We start from the raw sequence: 18,840 nt of genomic DNA on the forward strand, positions 1-18,840 counted from the left end.
CAGTTATGGGAAAGACAGCAATTGTATTGGGAGCAAGCGGATTAACAGGGAAGCTTCTGTTGAACCGGCTTTTGGAAGATGAAGCCTATACGAGAGTGAAGATTTTTACCCGCCGAGGTTTAGATTTGGTTCATCCCAAGTTAAAAGAGTTTATTGGAGACTTGCTTAGTTTAGAAGAATTTAAGAAGGATTTCACAGGCGATGAAGTATTTTGCTGCATTGGAACTACTGCTAAGAAAACGAAGGATAAAGCCATTTACAGGAAGATTGATTTTGGTATTCCTGTGGCAGCGGCAGCTTTGGCTAAGACAAATGGAATTAAAAGTTTCCTTGTAATTTCAGCTTTGGGAGCAAATGCAGAGAGCAATATCTTCTACAACAAAACAAAAGGAGAAATGGAGCAGGCAGTTTTAAGTCTGGAGATTGCAAATACCTATATTTTAAGACCTTCTCTGATTAATGGGAAAAGAGATGAAGATCGATTGGGTGAAAAAATTGGATCGATTATCATGAAAGTGCTAAGTCCGTTTTTATTGGGGAAATGGAAAAAATACCGGGCGATTGAGGCAGAGACAATTGCAAATGCATTACACGCTTTGGCTCAGGCAAAACCAGATTATAAGATAATTGAATCAAACAAAATACAAGAGATTGGTGCTTATCTGTAGAGTTCATAGGTAAGGCTTTTTTTTTATCCCAGAAAGAGAATGAACATTCATTAATATAAAAAACAAAATAAGATGCAAACAATACAATTAAAAAGCAGACCGGTAGGCGTACCAAAATTATCCGATTTTAAATTTGTGACTGAAGAACAGCCGCAAATTAAAGATGGAGAAATGATTTTAAAGACAACATATATTTCTGTTGATCCTTACTTAAGAGGACGAATGATGGAAGGCAAATCGTATATCGAACCGTTTGAGTTGAACAAAGCAATTAGCTCTGGGATAATTGCAGAGGTTGTTGAGTCAAAATTGGCAGGTTTTAGCAAAGGTGATTTTGTATCAGGCATGCTGGAATGGAAAGAGGTTCAGATATCTAAAGGCGAAGGCTTGTTAAAGGTGGATGCAAAGAAAGCTCCATTGTCTTCTTACTTGGGCGTGTTGGGAATGACAGGTTTAACGGCTTATTTTGGATTGCTGGATATTGGAAAACCAAAAGCAGGAGAAACAGTAGTGGTTTCGGGAGCAGCAGGAGCTGTGGGAAGCATTGTGGGACAAATTGCAAAGATAATGGGCTGCAGGGTTGTTGGTATCGCAGGCAGCAACGGGAAAGTTGAGCAGCTGATTTCGGAATCTGGTTTCGATGCTGCAATTAATTACAATACTGCCGGAAGTATGACTCAGGCAATCGCAGAAGCTTGTCCTAACGGAGTAGATGTTTATTTCGATAATGTAGGCGGAGAAATTTCAGATGGCGTGATGATGAATTTGAATCGTTTTGCACGAATCATTGTTTGCGGAGCAATTTCGATGTATAATGCGACCAGCGTACCAATGGGACCTAGAGTTCAGCCCATACTGATTAAGAATTCGGTACTGATGCAAGGATTTATAGTATCCAATTATCTGGAGAAATGGGGAGAAGCAATTCCTCAATTGGCAAAATGGCTGCAGGAAGGAAAATTAAAATCAACCGAAACAATTGTTGAAGGATTTGAAAATACGCCGCAGGCTTTTCTTGATCTTTTCGAAGGAAAGAATAAGGGAAAAATGATTGTGAAAATATAATTTTAAGAAAAATAAACAGGTTTAAATTTAATAGATATGACGATAACAACAGGAGCTTTGAAAATATTATTCGTGCTGACTTCTCATTCTCAAATGGGAGATACAGGTCACAAAACCGGATTTTGGGTGGAAGAATTTGCCAATCCTTATTATACCTTAGTCGATCAGGGTGTTGATATAACAATTGCCACACCAAAGGGAGGCGTGGCACCAATCGATCCAACTTCTAGCTTGCCTCAAAATGCGACTGAGGATACCAAGCGTTTTAATCAGGATGAAGCAGTTCAGAAAAAGATTAATGAAACCATTGCTTTGGCAGATATCAATTTTGAAGATTACGATGCGGTATTCTATCCTGGCGGACATGGTCCTCTTTGGGATTTGGCGGAAGATGCAACTTCGGCAAAATTAATTCAGGATTTTGATGCCGCAAAGAAACCAATAGCCTTTGTTTGCCATGCACCGGCAGCCTTGCGGCATGTGAAAAATGCACAAGGTGAATTCCTGGTGAAAGGCAAAAAAGTGACCGGATTTACAAATGAAGAAGAGGAAGCTGTTCAGTTGACTAAGGTTGTTCCATTTTTGGTAGAAGACATGTTGAAGGAAAATGGAGGTATTTACAGCAAAGGTGATAATTGGGCTGCTTATGCCGTTCAGGATGGTAATTTAATTACCGGTCAGAATCCGGCATCATCAGCACTTGTAGCCGAAATGCTGTTAAAGATGCTTCAAAAGAAGTAATTTAAATTGAGTGTTGAATTTAAATAAGTAAAGAGCCACAGAGTGAATTCATTTCATTTGTGGCTCTTTCTCTTCAAAATAGATTCTTCTGACTACCTTTGCACCATAAACAATAACATCAAACAATTTAAAACCATGGACCAGGACAATTTTGATTCCATCAAGAAAATTAAAAAAGAAAATCAGCAGGCCTACAATCCGTGGTCAAGAAAAGATGATGATGAATTGATCAATCTGTTTTTTGATGGTGTGGCTGTTGGTGAAATGGCAATTAAACTGAAGCGGACAAAAGGAGCAATTCGTGCCCGAATCCGCAAAATGGAACTGACACATATTAAGAAAAAGGCTTCTCCTTCATCCGATTCTTCGAAGAAATAATTGATTTAAATAATAGTTTCTGAGTTGTTAGAATAAACAGTTTTCCCAATTTTAATTTAATTGTTATTGTGTAAATATTGTTGATAATCAGCTATTTTGCGATAGTTGCTGTTAATCCAAACTATTAGACTATCTTTGCCGTTCAATTTTAAGTACATTTATGACATTTGACAAATTAGAGATTATAGATCCCATTCTTAAAGCGATTGGGGAAAAAGGTTATACACATCCCACTCCAATTCAGGAAAAATCAATACCCATTTTACTTCGCAAAAGAGATTTATTAGGTTGTGCACAAACAGGAACGGGTAAAACTGCAGCATTTGCAATTCCAATTTTACAGCATATTTACAATGATGAAACACCGGAAAAAGGCCGTCGCAAAATTAAGGCTTTGGTGGTAACTCCAACCCGCGAATTGGCTATTCAGATTAAGGATAGTTTTTCAGAGTATGGAAAATATACTGGAATTTTGAATACCGTTATTTTTGGGGGAGTGAAACAAGGCGCACAAACACAGGCTTTAAACCGAGGTGTTGATGTGTTGGTTGCCACTCCGGGAAGATTGCTGGATTTAATACAGCAGGGGTATATTTCATTAAGAGACATTAAGTATTTTGTTTTGGATGAGGCAGACCAGATGCTCGACATGGGGTTCATTCATGACATTCGCAGAATTATTGATCTATTGCCTAAAAGAAGACAATCCTTGTTTTTTTCTGCAACCATGCCGGCAAGCATCGTAAGTTTGGCAGGTAAAATTTTAGGTAATCCTGATAGAGTAACAGTAAAGCCGGAACAGACTACAGCCGAAAAAGTTGGGCAATCGCTTTACTACGTGAGTAAAAAAGCAAAACCAAAATTGCTGATTTTTCTTTTGAAAACTGAAGAAACCGATTCTACCCTGGTGTTTTCGAGAACAAAACATGGTGCCGATAAGGTAGTTAAAGGCTTGCAAAAGGCAGGCATTCCGGCCGAAGCAATTCATGGGAATAAATCTCAAAATGCCCGACAGCTTGCTTTAAGTAATTTTAAAAATGGAAGTACAAAGGTACTTGTTGCAACAGATATTGCAGCCAGAGGTATTGATGTGTCGGAATTGTCTTTGGTTGTAAATTACGATTTACCAAATATTCCTGAAACTTACGTTCATCGCATCGGACGAACAGGTCGTGCAAGTGCGAGCGGCAATGCAATTTCATTCTGTGATACAGAAGAAAAACCATATCTTAAAGATATCCAGAAGTTAATAAGACAAGATATTGACGTGGTTAAGGATCATCCTTTTCTTCCGGGTGGAGTAGAGGATAATGCCGTAGAGGAAGTGAAGTCAGATAGAAGAAGGCAACAGCCCAGGGCATCTAAATCTTCAAAACCATCAAATTCATCCAGATCGTCCGGTTCAAGATCATCGAATTCTTCAAAGTCTTCAGGTTCTTCCAGAACGCCAAATTCTTCGAAACCATCATATTCAGGAAATAAAGAATGGAGACGTGGCAATTCAGCCTCCAAGAAACGGGCTGAATAAGAAATCAGAATAAAAATAAATTTTAAAATATATGTAAAGCCGAAGAGGATCTCCTTTTCGGCTTTTTTAATTCGGTTATTGTTGAAAAATAGTATTGATTATGATCGTTTATAAACTTTGATAAATCATTTCTTATCCTTAATATTATCCTCAGTTAATTAATCCGTACAATTCACAAAATGAGAAAGAAATTCTACCTCCTGATTTCGTTGGCGATATTGATCCTTGCGACGTTTTCCTGTAAAGACAAAAAGAGTGTAAAACAAAAAGTTGATCCTGGTTTTGGGCAATATATTTCGGCTTTTACTTCCGGAGTTATTTCTGCCGGGTCGGTGATTCAAATAAGACTGGTAAATGATTACGATCAAAAGATTGAATCTGGTCAGGAACTGGAAGAGGGAATTGTTAGTATTGCTCCTTCGGTAAAGGGAAAAGCATATTGGAAAGATCCTCGTTGTATTGAATTCCGACCAGAAACCAGAATGGAATCGGGAAAAGAATACAAAGTGAATGTGAAACTATCGAAATTGATGGAGGTTCCTGCGAAATATGCCGAGCTAAAATTCAATTTCCAAACCATAAAACAAAGTTTTGCCTTTACAGGAGAAGGCTTGCAATCTTACGATAAAACAGATATGCTTTATCAGAAATACAAAGGGTACATCACAACAGCTGATGTAATTGTTGATGATGAGATTGAATCAGTTTTGGTTGCCACAATTAATTCTCAGAAAAAAAATATTGAGTGGATGCATTCTGCTGATGGAAAACAGCATCATTTTGTTGTGGATAGCTTGAAAAGAGAAGAGGACAAAGGAGAATTGAATTTAGTGTGGAACGGGGCATCCATTGGAGTGGATGAAAAAGGGGAGAAAGAAATTGAGATTCCTGCATTAAATGTTTTTAAAGTGATGAGTGCAAAGGTGATTCAGCAACCGGAGCAATATGTGTCGGTTCGTTTTTCTGATCCACTGAAAAAGAATCAAAATCTGGATGGTTTAATTCGTATTGACGGAGTATCTTCTTTGAAATTTATTGTAGAAGGAAATGAAGTCAGGGCTTATCCCGGCTATCGGTTATCTGGAATCAAAATGATAAGTTTCGAAGAGGGAATTAGAAATGCAATGGAATACGCTTTGATGAAAAGCACTAAGATGGAACTCACTTTTGAGGACATTAAACCGGCAGTCCGATTAATCGGAAAAGGAGTTATTTCTCCTTCATCGCAAGGATTGATTTTACCATTCGAGGCAGTTAGTTTAAAAGCTGTTGATGTAAGGGTAGTTGAAATATTTGAGAACAATGTACATCAGTTTTTGCAGGATAACAAAATGGGTGAATCGGGCAATATTCGAAGAGTAGCTCGATTGATTTTGCAGAAACGAATCGATTTGGGAACCAATCGAGCCATTGATTTGCGCAAATGGAACGCGTTCACTTTGGACATTGCGAATTACATTGATGTGAAGCCTGGGTCGATTTACCGAATCGAATTGCGTTTTAGAAAAGAATATGCATTGTATGCATGCGGTACAGAGCAGGAAAGCGAGAATGAGTTAAGCAGTTTAGATGATTTAGTTGCAGAGCAGCAACTGGAGAAAGAAATGCAGGATTGGGATCAGCCGGGATGGTATGAATCTTACTATTATCCTGCCGGATACACGTGGAGAGAGGAAGAGAATCCTTGTCATGTATCCTATTATAACGGAGAACGGTTTGTTAGCCGGAATTTATTTGCTTCCGATTTGGGGATTATTGCGAAAGGCGGAACTGATAAATCGATCACTTTTGCGGTTTCCAATTTGATTACTGCAGAACCGGAAGCTTCGGTTGAATTGGAAGTGTACAACTACCAAAAACAGCTGATGGCCCGAAGTAAAACCGATAAAGATGGTTTGGTTAAAGTACAGTTGGACAGGCAACCTTTCCTTTTGGTTGCAAAAAAAGGAGATCAACGCGGGTATTTGCGTTTGGATGACGGATCCTCGCTTTCGCTTAGTAATTTTGATGTTGGCGGACAAGTTGTTCAAAAAGGAATAAAAGGATATTTATACGGAGAACGTGGTGTTTGGCGTCCGGGAGATAATTTATACCTGACCTTTGTTTTAGAGGATTCCAATGATGTATTACCAGATAATCATCCGGTTGTTTTTGAGTTGATAAATCCTCAGGGACAAACCGTTACTCATAAAATAAGTACAGGAGGAACCAATGGATTTTATTCTTTCACCAGCTCAACGGATGCTGATGCACCAACAGGAACCTGGTCGGCCAGAATAAAAGTTGGAGGTGCCACTTTTACAAAAACGATAAAAATAGAGACAGTCAAACCAAACAGGTTAAAAATAAAGCTTGAATTCGAATCTGAAGTTTTAAAATCTGCGGCAGTGAATCAAAAAGCCAATCTGGAAGTGAAATGGCTGCATGGAGCCATTGCCCGCGATTTAAAATCAAATATCAGTCTGCGGTTGACTCCAGCTAAAACCTCATTCGGTAAATATCCCCGCTATATTTTTGATGACCCGTCGAAAGAATTTTATGCCGACGAACAAGTCATTTTTGATGGAAAAGTAGATCAGAATGGAAAAGCCGTTGTGGATTTGGATTTGAAAGGAAACAAATCTGCTCCTGGAATGTTGAATGCCAATTTCATAACCCGTGTATTTGAAAAGGGCGGTGATTTTAGTATCGATATGCAAAGGGTGAAGTTTGCTCCCTATCAATCATTTGTTGGGATACAAATGCCGGAATCGGAGAGGGGTTGGTATTTAACGGATACTGATCATGAAATTCAAATTGCCACTGTAAATTCTGACGGAGCTCCTGTAGATCGAAAAGATTTGGATGTGAAAGTTTACAAGATCGACTGGAGATGGTGGTGGGATGCAGGTGAGGAAAATCTGGCTTCATACATTAGCCGTTCATCAACCCGGATTATTTCGCATCAAAAGGTAAGTACCAAAGAGGGAAAAGCGAAATTTAAGTTGAATATTGAATACAACAACTGGCGTGATTACGGACGTTATTTAATTCGGGTGACCGATCCTGTGAGTGGTCATTCAACAGGAGAAACAGCTTATTTTTCAAAATGGTATGGCCGCACGCCTGAAGGAATGCCGGGCAATGCAAGCATGCTTTCTTTTACATCTGATAAAGATAAATATCAGGTAGGTGAAAAAGCTACGGTAACAATTCCGTCATCAAAATCAGGAAAAGCTTTGGTAAGTATTGAAACCGGAGCAAAGGTTTTGCACGCGTTTTGGGTAGATACAAAATCTAAGGAATCAGAATTTTCCTTTGATATTACCCCTGCAATGGCTCCCAATGCATATGTTAGTGTGAGTTTGGTGCAACCTCATGCTCAAACCGAGAACGATTTGCCGATTCGAATGTATGGTGTTATTCCAATTTTGGTTGAAGATCCAAATACCCGATTGAATCCGGAAATTAAAATGCCTGATGTGTTGGAGCCGGAGAAAGAATTTGAGGTGACAGTTTCGGAGAAGGATGGAAAGGCCATGACTTATACTTTAGCGGTTGTTGATGATGGTTTGCTTGATTTAACACGCTTTAAAACACCAAATCCCTGGAATACATTTTATGCCCGCGAAGCTCTTGGAGTGAAAACCTGGGATATGTATGATTTGGTGATGGGGGCATTTGGTGCCAGACTGGAAAAAGCATTTGCTATTGGAGGTGATGAAGATTTGGGAGAAAAGAAACAGGCCAAGGCAAATCGGTTTAAACCCGTGGTACTGTTTTATGGTCCTTACACATTACACGCCGGAGATAGCAAATTGCATAAAATTACCATGCCTAATTATGTTGGATCTGTGCGCACCATGGTAGTTGCAGGAGATAAGGGAGCTTATGGTTCTGCCGAGAAAACGACTCAGGTTCGCAAGCCTTTAATGATACTGGCAAGCTTGCCTAGAGTGGTTGGTCCGGCAGAATCAGTAAAATTGCCGGTTACTGTTTTTGCTATGGATCCTAAAATTAAGAACGTAAAAGTAAGAATCGAACCCAATGAATTTCTTATCAGCGAAGGCGGTCTTGAAAAGATCGTGGTTTTTGAAAAAACGGGAGAGCAGGTAATTGATTTTGATTTGAAAGTGGCTTCTAAATTAGGTATTGCCAAAGTAAAGGTTTTTGCTGAAAGTGGAAATGTAAAAACAACTTATGATATTGAACTGGATGTGCGTAATCCGAATCCACGTGTGGTAAATGTAAGTGACACATTATTAAAAGCGGGTGAGAGCTGGGCAAATGTATTGAAACTACCCGGAATGGAAGGAACCAACAAAGGGGTTTTGGAATTGTCTAATATTCCACCAATCGATTTTGGTCGTCGTTTGGAATATCTTATCGGATATCCTCATGGATGCATTGAACAAACAACTTCGTCGGTTTTCCCTCAGTTATTTTTAGATAAAGTAGTGACTCTGGATTCAGAACAAAAAGCCCGGATTTCTAAAAACGTTCAGGCTGGATTGAACCGTTTGTTGAGTTTTCAAATGCCAAATGGTGGATTTAGTTATTGGCCGGGAGGCGATTATGAAAGTGATTGGGGAACCAGTTATGCGGGGCATTTTATGCTGAAGGCTGAGGAAATGGGCTATACTTTGCCAATTGGCTTGAAATCTGCATGGTTACGATATCAAAAATCTGCAGCTAAAAGCTGGGAGAGTTCTTCTTACCGCGGTGGTGTTTACTATTCCCGTCATGATCTGCTGCAGGCATACCGCTTGTATACTCTTGCCGAAGCTGAAATTCCTGATTTGGCTTCAATGAATAGGATGAGAGAACAAACAAAACTTTCATCAGCTGCAAAATGGAGATTGGCAGCAGCTTATCGTTTAATAGGACAAACAGAAGTTGCAGAGAATCTGATTGAAAATCTGGGAACGGAAGTGGAAGCTTATCGTGAACATTCAGGTTCTTTTGGGTCTGATACCCGTGACAGAGCGATGATTCTGGAAACTTTAAGTTTGCTTGATAAAAAAACTAAGGCTTTTCCTTTGGTTCAGAAATTATCAGCAGAATTATCAAGTAAGTCCTGGATGAGTACACAAACAACAGCATTTTGTTTAATCGGTATGGCAGAGTTTGCCGGACGTGGGGAATCAAAGCAATTGAGTGTTTCTTACTCCTTGAATGGTGGTGAAATTCAGGAATTATCGAGTAATAATCCGGTCATTCAGATTCCTTTGGATTTAAAAACAGGGAAACCAAGTGTAAAAGTCAACAACCTATCCGATGGTGTTCTTTATGCGCGGGTAAGTATGAGTGGAATTCCTGCAACAGGAGATCAGACTTCTGCCGAGGAGAATCTGAAAATGAAGATTTCGTACAAAGATATGCAGGGAAATCTGATTGATGTGAAAACCCTGCATCAGGGAACTGATTTTAAAGTAGAAGTTCGGATTGAAAATCCGGGTGTGATGGACAATTATGAACAAATGGCTTTAACTCAGATATTCCCATCGGGCTGGGAGATTGTGAATACTCGTTTCGGAGATGTTGATGAACTTGTAAAATCTGATGTTCCAACTTATCAGGATATTCGTGATGACCGGGTGTATACCTATTTTGATTTGGATCGAAATAAGAGCAAAATCTTCACGGTTACCATGAATGCGGCTTACGTTGGAAAATATTATCTTCCAACGGTAAATTGCGAAGCTATGTACGATGATCGTATTCATGCCCGCAAGCCGGGTCAATGGGTTGAAGTTGTGAAATAAACAATCAATAGCCTGTCAGTGTCTGAAAGACCTGACAGCGTTATTATGTTGAAATACTGTAAATCCGAAAGGATATTTTCTTTATTAAATGAAAATACCAAAAATAAAATATTGCCAATCTAAAAAATGCCGCATTTTCATGTTGGCATTTTTGTTGTTGGGGCTCGGATTTTGGTTTTCTCTGCCATCAAAATTATTTCACGATCCCACATCAACTATTCTATATAGTAGAGAAGGAAAGCTGCTTGGGGCTAGAATCGCTGCAGATGGACAATGGCGGTTTCCGGAATCAGAACGGGTAGCCGAAAAGTTTGAACAGTCACTTTTGGCATTTGAGGATCAGTATTTTTATTATCATCCGGGAGTGAATCCTGTTTCGTTAGGAAGAGCTTTAATTCAAAATATAAAGGCTGGTCATGTGGTGAGCGGAGGAAGCACGCTAAGCATGCAATTGATTCGTATTTCCAGAAAAGGCAAGAGTCGGAACATCTATCAGAAACTGATTGAAATGATTAAAGCGATTCGCCTGGAGTTGGGATATTCTAAAAAGAAGATTCTTGCCATGTATGCTTCTCATGCTCCTTTTGGAGGAAATGTGGTTGGCTTGGAAGCTGCTTCGTGGCGTTTTTTTGCACGAAATGCCAAAGATTTATCATGGGCAGAAGCTGCCACTTTAGCAGTATTGCCAAATGCTCCTTCATTAATTTATCCGGGAAGAAACAGCAGGAAACTTCGTGATAAACGAAATCGCCTTTTGGATCGGTTGGTGGAAAGAGGAATTATTGATTCCATGACTTGTAAATTGGCAAAATTAGAAGAAATACCTTCTAAAATTCATTCATTGCCAATGTTGGCTCCTCATTTATTGGATCAGGCAAATGTTGAACATACAGGCGAACGAATTACAAGCTCTTTAAACTATCGGCTTCAATTGCAGGTAAATGCGTTGGTCCGAAAATACCAGCAAAACTTAGAGGCCAATCAGATTCACAATATGGCAGTTTTGGTTTTGGATGTTGAATCGGGACAAAGCATAGCTTATGTTGGAAATACAGCAAAATTAGATGAGGAAAATCATGGGAATCAGGTGGATGTTGTTCGTGCTGCACGAAGTACCGGAAGTGTTTTAAAACCATTTTTGTTTGCCGGAATGCTGACTAATGGCGAAATTCTTCCCAATACTCTGATACCTGACATACCTACTCAGATAGCAGGCTATTCGCCCAAGAATTTTAATCTTCGCTACGATGGTGCCGTTCCAGCTCAAAAGGCGTTGTCACGGTCTTTAAATGTGCCTGCAGTTCGCATGCTTCGCGATTACGGAGTAGAGCGTTTTCACCATATGATGAAGGAATTGGGGATGAGTACGCTCAATCGTCCGGCCGGACATTATGGATTGTCTTTAATATTGGGTGGAGCAGAAGGTACATTGTGGGATTTATGTGGAATATATTCAGGATTGGCAAGAACTTTAAGTCATTACAATCAATTTAATAAAGCTTATTTTGTTAATGATATTCGGGAGTCTTCTTACCGACTGAAGGATTCTGTGAAATTGGGAAAAGATGGAGCTCAGCCAAGACTAAGTGCGGCTTCCATTTATCAAACATTTGAAGCTTTGCTGGAAGTCAACAGACCGGATGGTGAAAATGGGTGGAAATCTTTTTCTTCATCACGAAAAGTGGCCTGGAAAACCGGAACGAGCTTTGGTTTTCGGGATGCCTGGGCTATTGGAGCAACACCAAATTATGTTGTTGGTGTTTGGGTTGGTAATGCTGATGGAGAAGGCCGGCCGGGCTTAACGGGTGTAAGTGCAGCAGCGCCTGTGATGTTCGATGTGTTTAATTTGCTTCCTTCTGGTTCTTGGTTTGATGTTCCGTTTGAGGAGATGGAAGAGATTCCTGTTTGCAGGCAAAGTGGATACAGGGCAGGTCGATGGTGCGAGACTGTTGATACCATATTGGTTTGCAAGACCGGTTTGGAGACCAATTCATGTCCCTATCACAGACTTGTACATTTGGATGCCGGCAAGAGGTATCAGGTGAATTCTCAATGCGAGAAAGTAAGTAACATGAAACATGTAAATTGGTTTGTTTTGCCACCTGCAATGGAATGGTACTATAAAAAAAGAAATGCTCTGTATCGGCCTTTACCTCCCTTTCGGGATGATTGTTCAGGAGTTCAAAATCAAGAGGTTATGGAGTTGATTTATCCGAAGGGAAACGATCAGATTTTTGTCCCAATAGATTTGGATGGAATTCGTGGGAAAGTTGTTTTCGAGATGGCTCATCATGATCCGGAAGCTGAAGTTTTCTGGCATCTTGATGGTGATTTTATAGGCAGTACGGTTCTGCTTCATCAGAAGGAATTAAGTCCTGAAGAAGGAGAACATCTGCTTAGTTTGGTTGACAATCATGGCAATACATTGTATAAAAAATTTACCGTGGTTGGAAAAGATGAAGATGAGATCAAATAATAAATACGAATCTTAATTACTATTGATACTATTGGCATTTATTGTTTAAAGATTATCTTTAAGTTATTAGCCGTTAAAAATAAGTTATTTCGAATATACGTAAGAATAGACATGGTAAAGATAAAATTCGAACATAAAATTTTGATTTTCTATTTGTTGGTGGGAGGATTATGGATTTCATTCTCTGACCAATTGGTGAAAAATATAATTTCCGATCCTGATTTTCTAACAGAAATACAAACATATAAAGGTTGGTTTTATGTTTTAGTGACTGGAATCTTGTTCTACGTTTTGCTGAAAATGCATTTGGTGAAAATTCGTAAGGCAGAAAAAAAAGCGAGAGAGAGCGACGCTTTGAAAACAGCCTTTTTGCAAAATATATCGCATGAAATAAGAACGCCAATGAATGGAATTATTGGTTTTGCAGGTCTTTTAAAAGAAAATGATCTGACGAGGGATCAAAAAGAAATGTACCTTGATATTATAACTAAAAGTTCGGATCAATTGCTTAACGTAGTTAATGATGTATTGGATGTTTCGTTGCTGGATTCGGGAAATGTGATCATTAATAAGACCCAATTTAAGCTGAACGAATTTCTGGAACAGATTCATTCAGTTCATGGCACAATTTTAACGAAAGATATTTCTCTTCAGTTAAATAATACTCTTTACAGTTCAGATTACATTGTTTTTTCCGATAGAGTAAAGTTGGGACAAATTCTAGATAATCTGATCAGTAATGCAATAAAGTATACTCTAAAAGGAGAGGTTGAATTGGGATGTGAGATGAAGGAAGATCAATTGCTGTTTTATGTAAAGGATTCAGGGATTGGAATTGCTCCGGAATATCATGAGAAAATTTTTGATCGTTTTCACAGGGCAGAGATTGAAACAACAAAAACGATTGGTGGAGCGGGCTTAGGCTTAGCCATTTGCAGAGGGAATGTGAATTTATTAGGTGGTGATATTTGGGTAGAATCCAATCTTGGAATTGGTTCCAAATTCTATTTTACAATTCCTGGTGATTTCGTTGTTCAGAAACCTACAGTAGAGGAAAAAGCAGATTCGAAGAGTGTTTTAAGGCCGGGTTGTGTGCTTGTTGCAGAAGATGAAGAATATAATTTTCTTTACATATCAAGAATATTAAACGATGCGGGAATCGATTTTTTAAGAGCGAAAAATGGACAGGAAGCAGTGGACATTTGTCGGAACAACTCAAATTTAGGAATGATTTTGATGGACATTAAAATGCCAATTTTAAATGGTTACGAAGCGGTTAAGATAATTCGGGAGTTTCGTAATAACATTCCTATTATTGCTCAAACCGCTTTTGCCATTGGAAACGAAAAAAGAAAGGCTTTGGATGTAGGGTGTAATGATTACATATCAAAGCCATTTAAGAGAGATGAATTGTTAAATAAGATTAGAAAAAATATCAGATAATTACCAAGCTTTTTTTTATCTGTAAATCCAATTGACCGCTGACTAAAAAGAGGAACATAATTTTAGATTGATTGATGGCTTTTTAGCATCTCTCATATTAATATTCAATTTAAGAAAGCCGGAAAAAGCATAATGGTTTTTAATCACGACAAAATACAATATGGGAGGGAATAGTATTAAGATTCTTATTGCCTTTGTATTACATATGGAAAATAGAGTACTGTAAACTCATTTTTAATCTATTAGGATTTTACCGTTCAAAATGTAACTTTAAGCCAACTTAATAAGCTGGTTTATGGAATACCAAAAGATATTTACTGAGATTTTAAAAAAGATGGACGATTATAAGGATTCCGGGAGTCCTGCGTCTTATATTCCGGAACTTCGTGATGTTAATCCGGACAAATTTGGAGTTCATTTAATTACAAATACAAACCAAAATTTTAGTCTGGGAGATTCAGAAGAAAAGTTCTCCATACAAAGTATTTCAAAAGTTTTGTCCTTGGTAATGGCTTACAAATTGGAAGACGAGAATTTATGGAAAAGAGTAGGAGTTGAACCATCTGGTACTCCTTTTAATTCCTTGGTTCAGTTAGAATACGATCAGGGAATTCCGCGTAATCCATTTATAAATGCAGGAGCATTGGTAATTTGCGATGTGTTAGTGGAACATCTGGAAAATCCTAAAGAAGAATTTCTGAATTTTGTAAGAGCTCTGTCAGGTAATTCTTCTCTTGAGTATTGTTCCCGTATTTCCGAATCAGAAAAATCAACAGGTTATCGAAATGCTGCTCTAATCAATTTAATGAAGGATTTAGGGAATATCCGTAATGATATTGATACCGTTCTGGACTTTTATTTCAATTTGTGTTCCATCGAAATGACTTGCAGCGAACTTGCACGAACATTTCTATTTTTAGCTTCGTATGGTATAGATCCGATAACAAAAGAAAGGTTTTTAAGTTCGAGTAAATCGAAAAGAGTGAATGCAATTATGCAATTGTGTGGCTTTTACGATGAGGCCGGAGAATTTTCGTTTAAAGTCGGATTGCCCGGAAAGAGTGGAGTAGGAGGTGGCATTGTTGCCATTCTTCCTAATCAATACAGCATTGCAGTATGGAGTCCAAGGTTGAATAAAAAGGGAAATTCGAGTAAGGGAATGAAATTTTTGGAACTGTTTACCAGCGAAACTGAATCTTCAATTTTTTAATTCATGTTAAAAACTCAAATCAAATTGAAACCGGTAGTATCAGCCAAATGGCTTTCTCAGCATTTGTATGATCCTAATCTGCTTATTCTTGATGCTAGTCTAAAGGATAATAAGGCCGGGTTAAAATCAGAATACGAAGGTATTCAAATTGTGAATGCACGCTTTTTCGATTTGAAAAATGTGTTTTGTGATCCTGATAATCCAATTTCAAATATGATTCCAAGTCCGGAGCGATTTACCTCAGAGTGCCGTAAACTGGGAATTAATAAGAATAGTAAAATAGTTGTTTACGATAATTTAGGTACTTATTCAAGTCCAAGGGTTTGGTGGCTGTTTAAAGTAATGGGGCATGATGATGTTGCAGTTTTGAATGGTGGTTTGCCAGTTTGGAGCAAAGAAAATTTTGCAGTAGAGACAAAGAAATCTATCGAATTGGAGCCGGGCGATTTCCAAGCTGATTTTAATCTGGAATCAGTCTTGAATTCTGAACAAATTCTCGAAAATATCAATAGTGAGCAGAGCCTTGTAATTGATGTTCGTTCAGAAGATCGGTTTTTGGGCAGAGTTCCCGAACCCAGGGAAAATGTGAAAAGTGGTCACATTCCAAAATCCATTAATATTCCTTTTAGCAGCGTTTTGGCTAATGGAATGTTTCTGCCGAAAAATGAATTAAATGAGATTTTTGAACGCTTATCTGTAAAGAATAAACCCTTGGTTTTTTGCTGCGGATCGGGAGTAAGTGCTTGTATTGTTTTACTGGCCTGCGAGCTGGTGCGAACAAACAGCAAATATCTTTACGATGGTTCGTGGGCGGAATGGGGACAGTTGGAAAATTATCCGGTCGAATAATTCTTCTTTGTATTTCTGATTTGCACAGAAGAATCATTTGGCTATCTTTAGAATCATTCTAAACCATACCACTCTAAAATGATGATTTTTTAGTGGAAATGAAATAGCTATCGTAATCATGAATCGACTGTTACCTGTTAATTGTATTGAGGATATTTTGCCGGAATATCGACATACACCCATTGGATTGCTGCTGGAGTTCCATAACTTAAAACTGCCTTTTGCCACTTATACCGAAGCCCAGCTTTTGGTTGGTATGTGTATGGATAATCGCAAACATCTGCATATCCCTGAAAATTTCTCTTATATTATCCGATCAGGAGGAGCCAATTTAAGATATAGTGAGTTTAAAGTTTCATACGCAATTTCTGTTGGTAAAATTAAGCACATAGCACTCATTGGCCATGATAACTGCGGCATGGTTAATCTGCATTCCCGAAAAGATGAATTTATACGTGGTTTGGTTGGTACTGCAGGTTGGACAGCAGAAAGAGCGGAAGAACATTTTACCAATTTTGCTCCCATGTTTGAAATTGGAAATGAAATAGAATTTGTAGTGACTGAAGCCAAGCGATTGCGTGTGAAATATCCGAAAATTACAGTTGCTCCTTTGTTTTATCATGTGGAAACCAACCGCTTGTCGATTGTAGAAGAGTAAAAATTTAGACAATTGGTGAACGGGTAACAATACTGTCGACTCATTGCAATGCCACGCAAAAGATTAATGTGTGTATAATAACGCTTTTAAAGCTTGCTTTACAGTTTCGTTTTCAATTATTCAATTGCATCGAGTCAGAAATACAATCCTGCAGAACTTCACCAGACTCCTTGAAGATTTATATAAATTTCCTTGTATCTGTAAAATACAGCTTCGGTTTTTTCCTTTATTTGCTGATTTTTTTGTAAAATTGATGATGCTGGATAGATGAGTGTCCGGGGTGTTTTTAGTCCCATTGGTTTTTTGGTTCTAAAAAACATACAATTAACAGTTTGATGGTATACAAGAATGCAGGTACAGCCTGCCAAAGGAAAATTTTGCTCATCACTAATTTCAATGTGACTGGTTGTTACAATCATATAATAAACAAAACAAAATGGGAAAAATGTATTTGGTCGTTTGTTTTTGTTTTCTGAGTTTCATCATAATGGCTCAGAATACAAACAGTTCCAAACAAGTAAAAATTGAGAATGGAGTAATCGAAGGAATTAAAGATCCGCACAAAGGTCTTAGTCTGTATTTTGGAATTCCATTTGCAAAGCCACCTGTTGGTGAATTGCGATGGAAAGCTCCTCAGCCATTGGACAATTGGGACGGAATTTTAGAGACTAAAAAATTTGGAGCAAAGCCTGTTCAAACGAATGTTTACGGTGATATGAAATCCCGTTCGGAGAGTATGAGCGAGGATTGTCTTTATCTTAATGTTTGGACTCCTGCCAAAAAGGGCGATGGGAAAGAATTGCCTGTTCTGGTCTATTTTTATGGGGGTGGTTTTTTGGCCGGAGATGGTTCTGAACCGAGATATGATGGTGCAGCCATGGCGCAAAAAGGAATTGTTGTAGTTACCGTAAATTACCGTTTGAATATCTTTGGTTTTTTTGCTCATCCGGAACTTAGTGAAGAGGCAGGTTATAAGGCATCTGGTAATTATGGATTGCTTGATCAGAGTGCAGCCCTGAAATGGGTGCAAAGAAATATTTCAGCATTTGGAGGGAATCCGAATAAGGTGACCATAGCAGGAGAATCAGCAGGGTCTATTTCAGTAAGTGCTCAGATGGCTTCTCCTTTATCAAATAAATTAATTGCAGGTGCAATTGGCGAAAGTGGGGCTGCAATTAATCCAACTTTATTTCCAATACCCTTGGCAGAGGCAGAGCAAAAAGGCGTAGAGTTTACTAAAAAGGCTGGTTTAACTTCATTGGCCGGATTAAGAAAACTAACTACGGATGAACTTTTTGAAATTTGCAAACAATCGAAAATTTATAGCTTTCCAACCGTTCTTGACGGATATTTTTACTCCAAATCACTCCCTGCTGTTTTTAATGCGAAGGAACAGGCACAGGTGCCTTTATTGGTGGGATGGAATTCGGCTGAAATTCCCGGAATGGCATTTATGCAGGGACTGCCGTATACTAAGGAGAATTTTATTAAAAAGGTGAAAATTACTTATCCTGATTCTTACGATGAGGTGCTAAAACTTTATGCACATGATACTGAAAAAGAAATAGAACAGTCGGCAACGGATCTTGCGTCCGACAGGTTTATATCCTACAGTACGTGGAAATGGTTTGATTTGCACCGGAAAAATAGTTCTCAGCCTGTGTACAGATATCTTTTCAGTAGAATTCGTCCGGCCCTGGTTGATCAGGAATCCGTATCAGGACTTGCCGGAGGTACGAAAAAGAAAGAGGATGATTCATTTAAGATGCCTGAGCCGATTGGCGCTGCTCATGCCAGTGAAATTGAATACTGCATGGGCAACCTGTCTTTGGTTAACGATTATGCATGGACAGATGATGATTATACTGTATCGGAAAGCATGCAGACTTATTTTGCCAACTTTATACGAACAGGCAACCCTAATGGAGTTGGTCTTGAGAAATGGCCGGCAGCTGAGGCAATGGATCCTGCTCCGCCTGTCATGCTTATTGATGTAGAATCAAAAGTGGTTGACGCAAAGAATGATAATCGCTACTTATTTTTGGATCGTCATTATAAAAATAATCAGTAATATTTTTTG

12 protein-coding genes are annotated in these 18,840 nt (G+C 38.5%); all 12 read left to right on the plus strand.

The annotated features are described in order from the left end of the window. Positions 1-5 precede the first annotated feature (5 nt). On the plus strand, positions 6-668 hold the full coding sequence (locus tag ACKU4N_RS06650) for an NAD(P)H-binding protein (protein ID WP_321321791.1): 663 nt from the start codon (positions 6-8) through the stop codon (positions 666-668). A gap of 72 nt (positions 669-740) precedes the next feature. Next, positions 741-1,733 carry an NADP-dependent oxidoreductase gene (locus ACKU4N_RS06655; protein WP_321321793.1) on the plus strand — a complete coding sequence of 331 codons (993 nt, stop codon included), beginning with the start codon at positions 741-743 and terminating at the stop codon, positions 1,731-1,733. A 36-nt stretch (positions 1,734-1,769) separates the two neighbouring features. Beyond that, positions 1,770-2,474, plus strand: coding sequence for a type 1 glutamine amidotransferase domain-containing protein (locus ACKU4N_RS06660; protein ID WP_321321794.1), 705 nt, complete (start codon positions 1,770-1,772; stop codon positions 2,472-2,474). 135 nt (positions 2,475-2,609) lie between these two features. Next, the gene (locus ACKU4N_RS06665) at positions 2,610-2,852 is read left to right on the plus strand and encodes a hypothetical protein (protein ID WP_321321796.1); all 243 of its coding nucleotides are present in this window, start codon (positions 2,610-2,612) and stop codon (positions 2,850-2,852) included. Positions 2,853-3,012: 160 nt separating this feature from the next. Then, complete coding sequence (locus tag ACKU4N_RS06670; protein ID WP_321321798.1) at positions 3,013-4,380, plus strand: DEAD/DEAH box helicase; 1,368 nt, start codon at positions 3,013-3,015, stop codon at positions 4,378-4,380. A gap of 179 nt (positions 4,381-4,559) precedes the next feature. Continuing rightward, entirely contained in the window at positions 4,560-10,124 is a 5,565-nt protein-coding gene (locus ACKU4N_RS06675) for an alpha-2-macroglobulin family protein (protein WP_321321800.1), read from the plus strand. Between the two features lie 139 nt (positions 10,125-10,263). After that, positions 10,264-12,600, plus strand: a complete 2,337-nt coding sequence (pbpC, locus tag ACKU4N_RS06680; RefSeq protein ID WP_321321802.1) for a penicillin-binding protein 1C — start codon at positions 10,264-10,266, stop codon at positions 12,598-12,600. 111 nt (positions 12,601-12,711) lie between these two features. Next, positions 12,712-14,043 (plus strand): hybrid sensor histidine kinase/response regulator, encoded by a 1,332-nt coding sequence (locus tag ACKU4N_RS06685; RefSeq protein WP_321321804.1) that lies wholly within the window; start codon positions 12,712-12,714, stop codon positions 14,041-14,043. A 295-nt stretch (positions 14,044-14,338) separates the two neighbouring features. Continuing rightward, positions 14,339-15,253, plus strand: a complete 915-nt coding sequence (locus ACKU4N_RS06690) for a glutaminase (RefSeq protein ID WP_321321806.1) — start codon at positions 14,339-14,341, stop codon at positions 15,251-15,253. 3 nt (positions 15,254-15,256) lie between these two features. Then, positions 15,257-16,102 (plus strand): sulfurtransferase, encoded by an 846-nt coding sequence (locus ACKU4N_RS06695; RefSeq protein WP_321321808.1) that lies wholly within the window; start codon positions 15,257-15,259, stop codon positions 16,100-16,102. A gap of 118 nt (positions 16,103-16,220) precedes the next feature. After that, a complete protein-coding gene (locus ACKU4N_RS06700) occupies positions 16,221-16,760 on the plus strand; it encodes a carbonic anhydrase (protein WP_321321810.1) in 540 nt (179 codons plus the stop codon). 436 nt (positions 16,761-17,196) lie between these two features. Further along, positions 17,197-18,831, plus strand: a complete 1,635-nt coding sequence (locus tag ACKU4N_RS06705; protein ID WP_321321811.1) for a carboxylesterase/lipase family protein — start codon at positions 17,197-17,199, stop codon at positions 18,829-18,831. Positions 18,832-18,840 lie beyond the last annotated feature (9 nt).

The organism is Labilibaculum sp. (genome assembly GCF_963664555.1).
Lineage (GTDB): Bacteria > Bacteroidota > Bacteroidia > Bacteroidales > Marinifilaceae > Labilibaculum.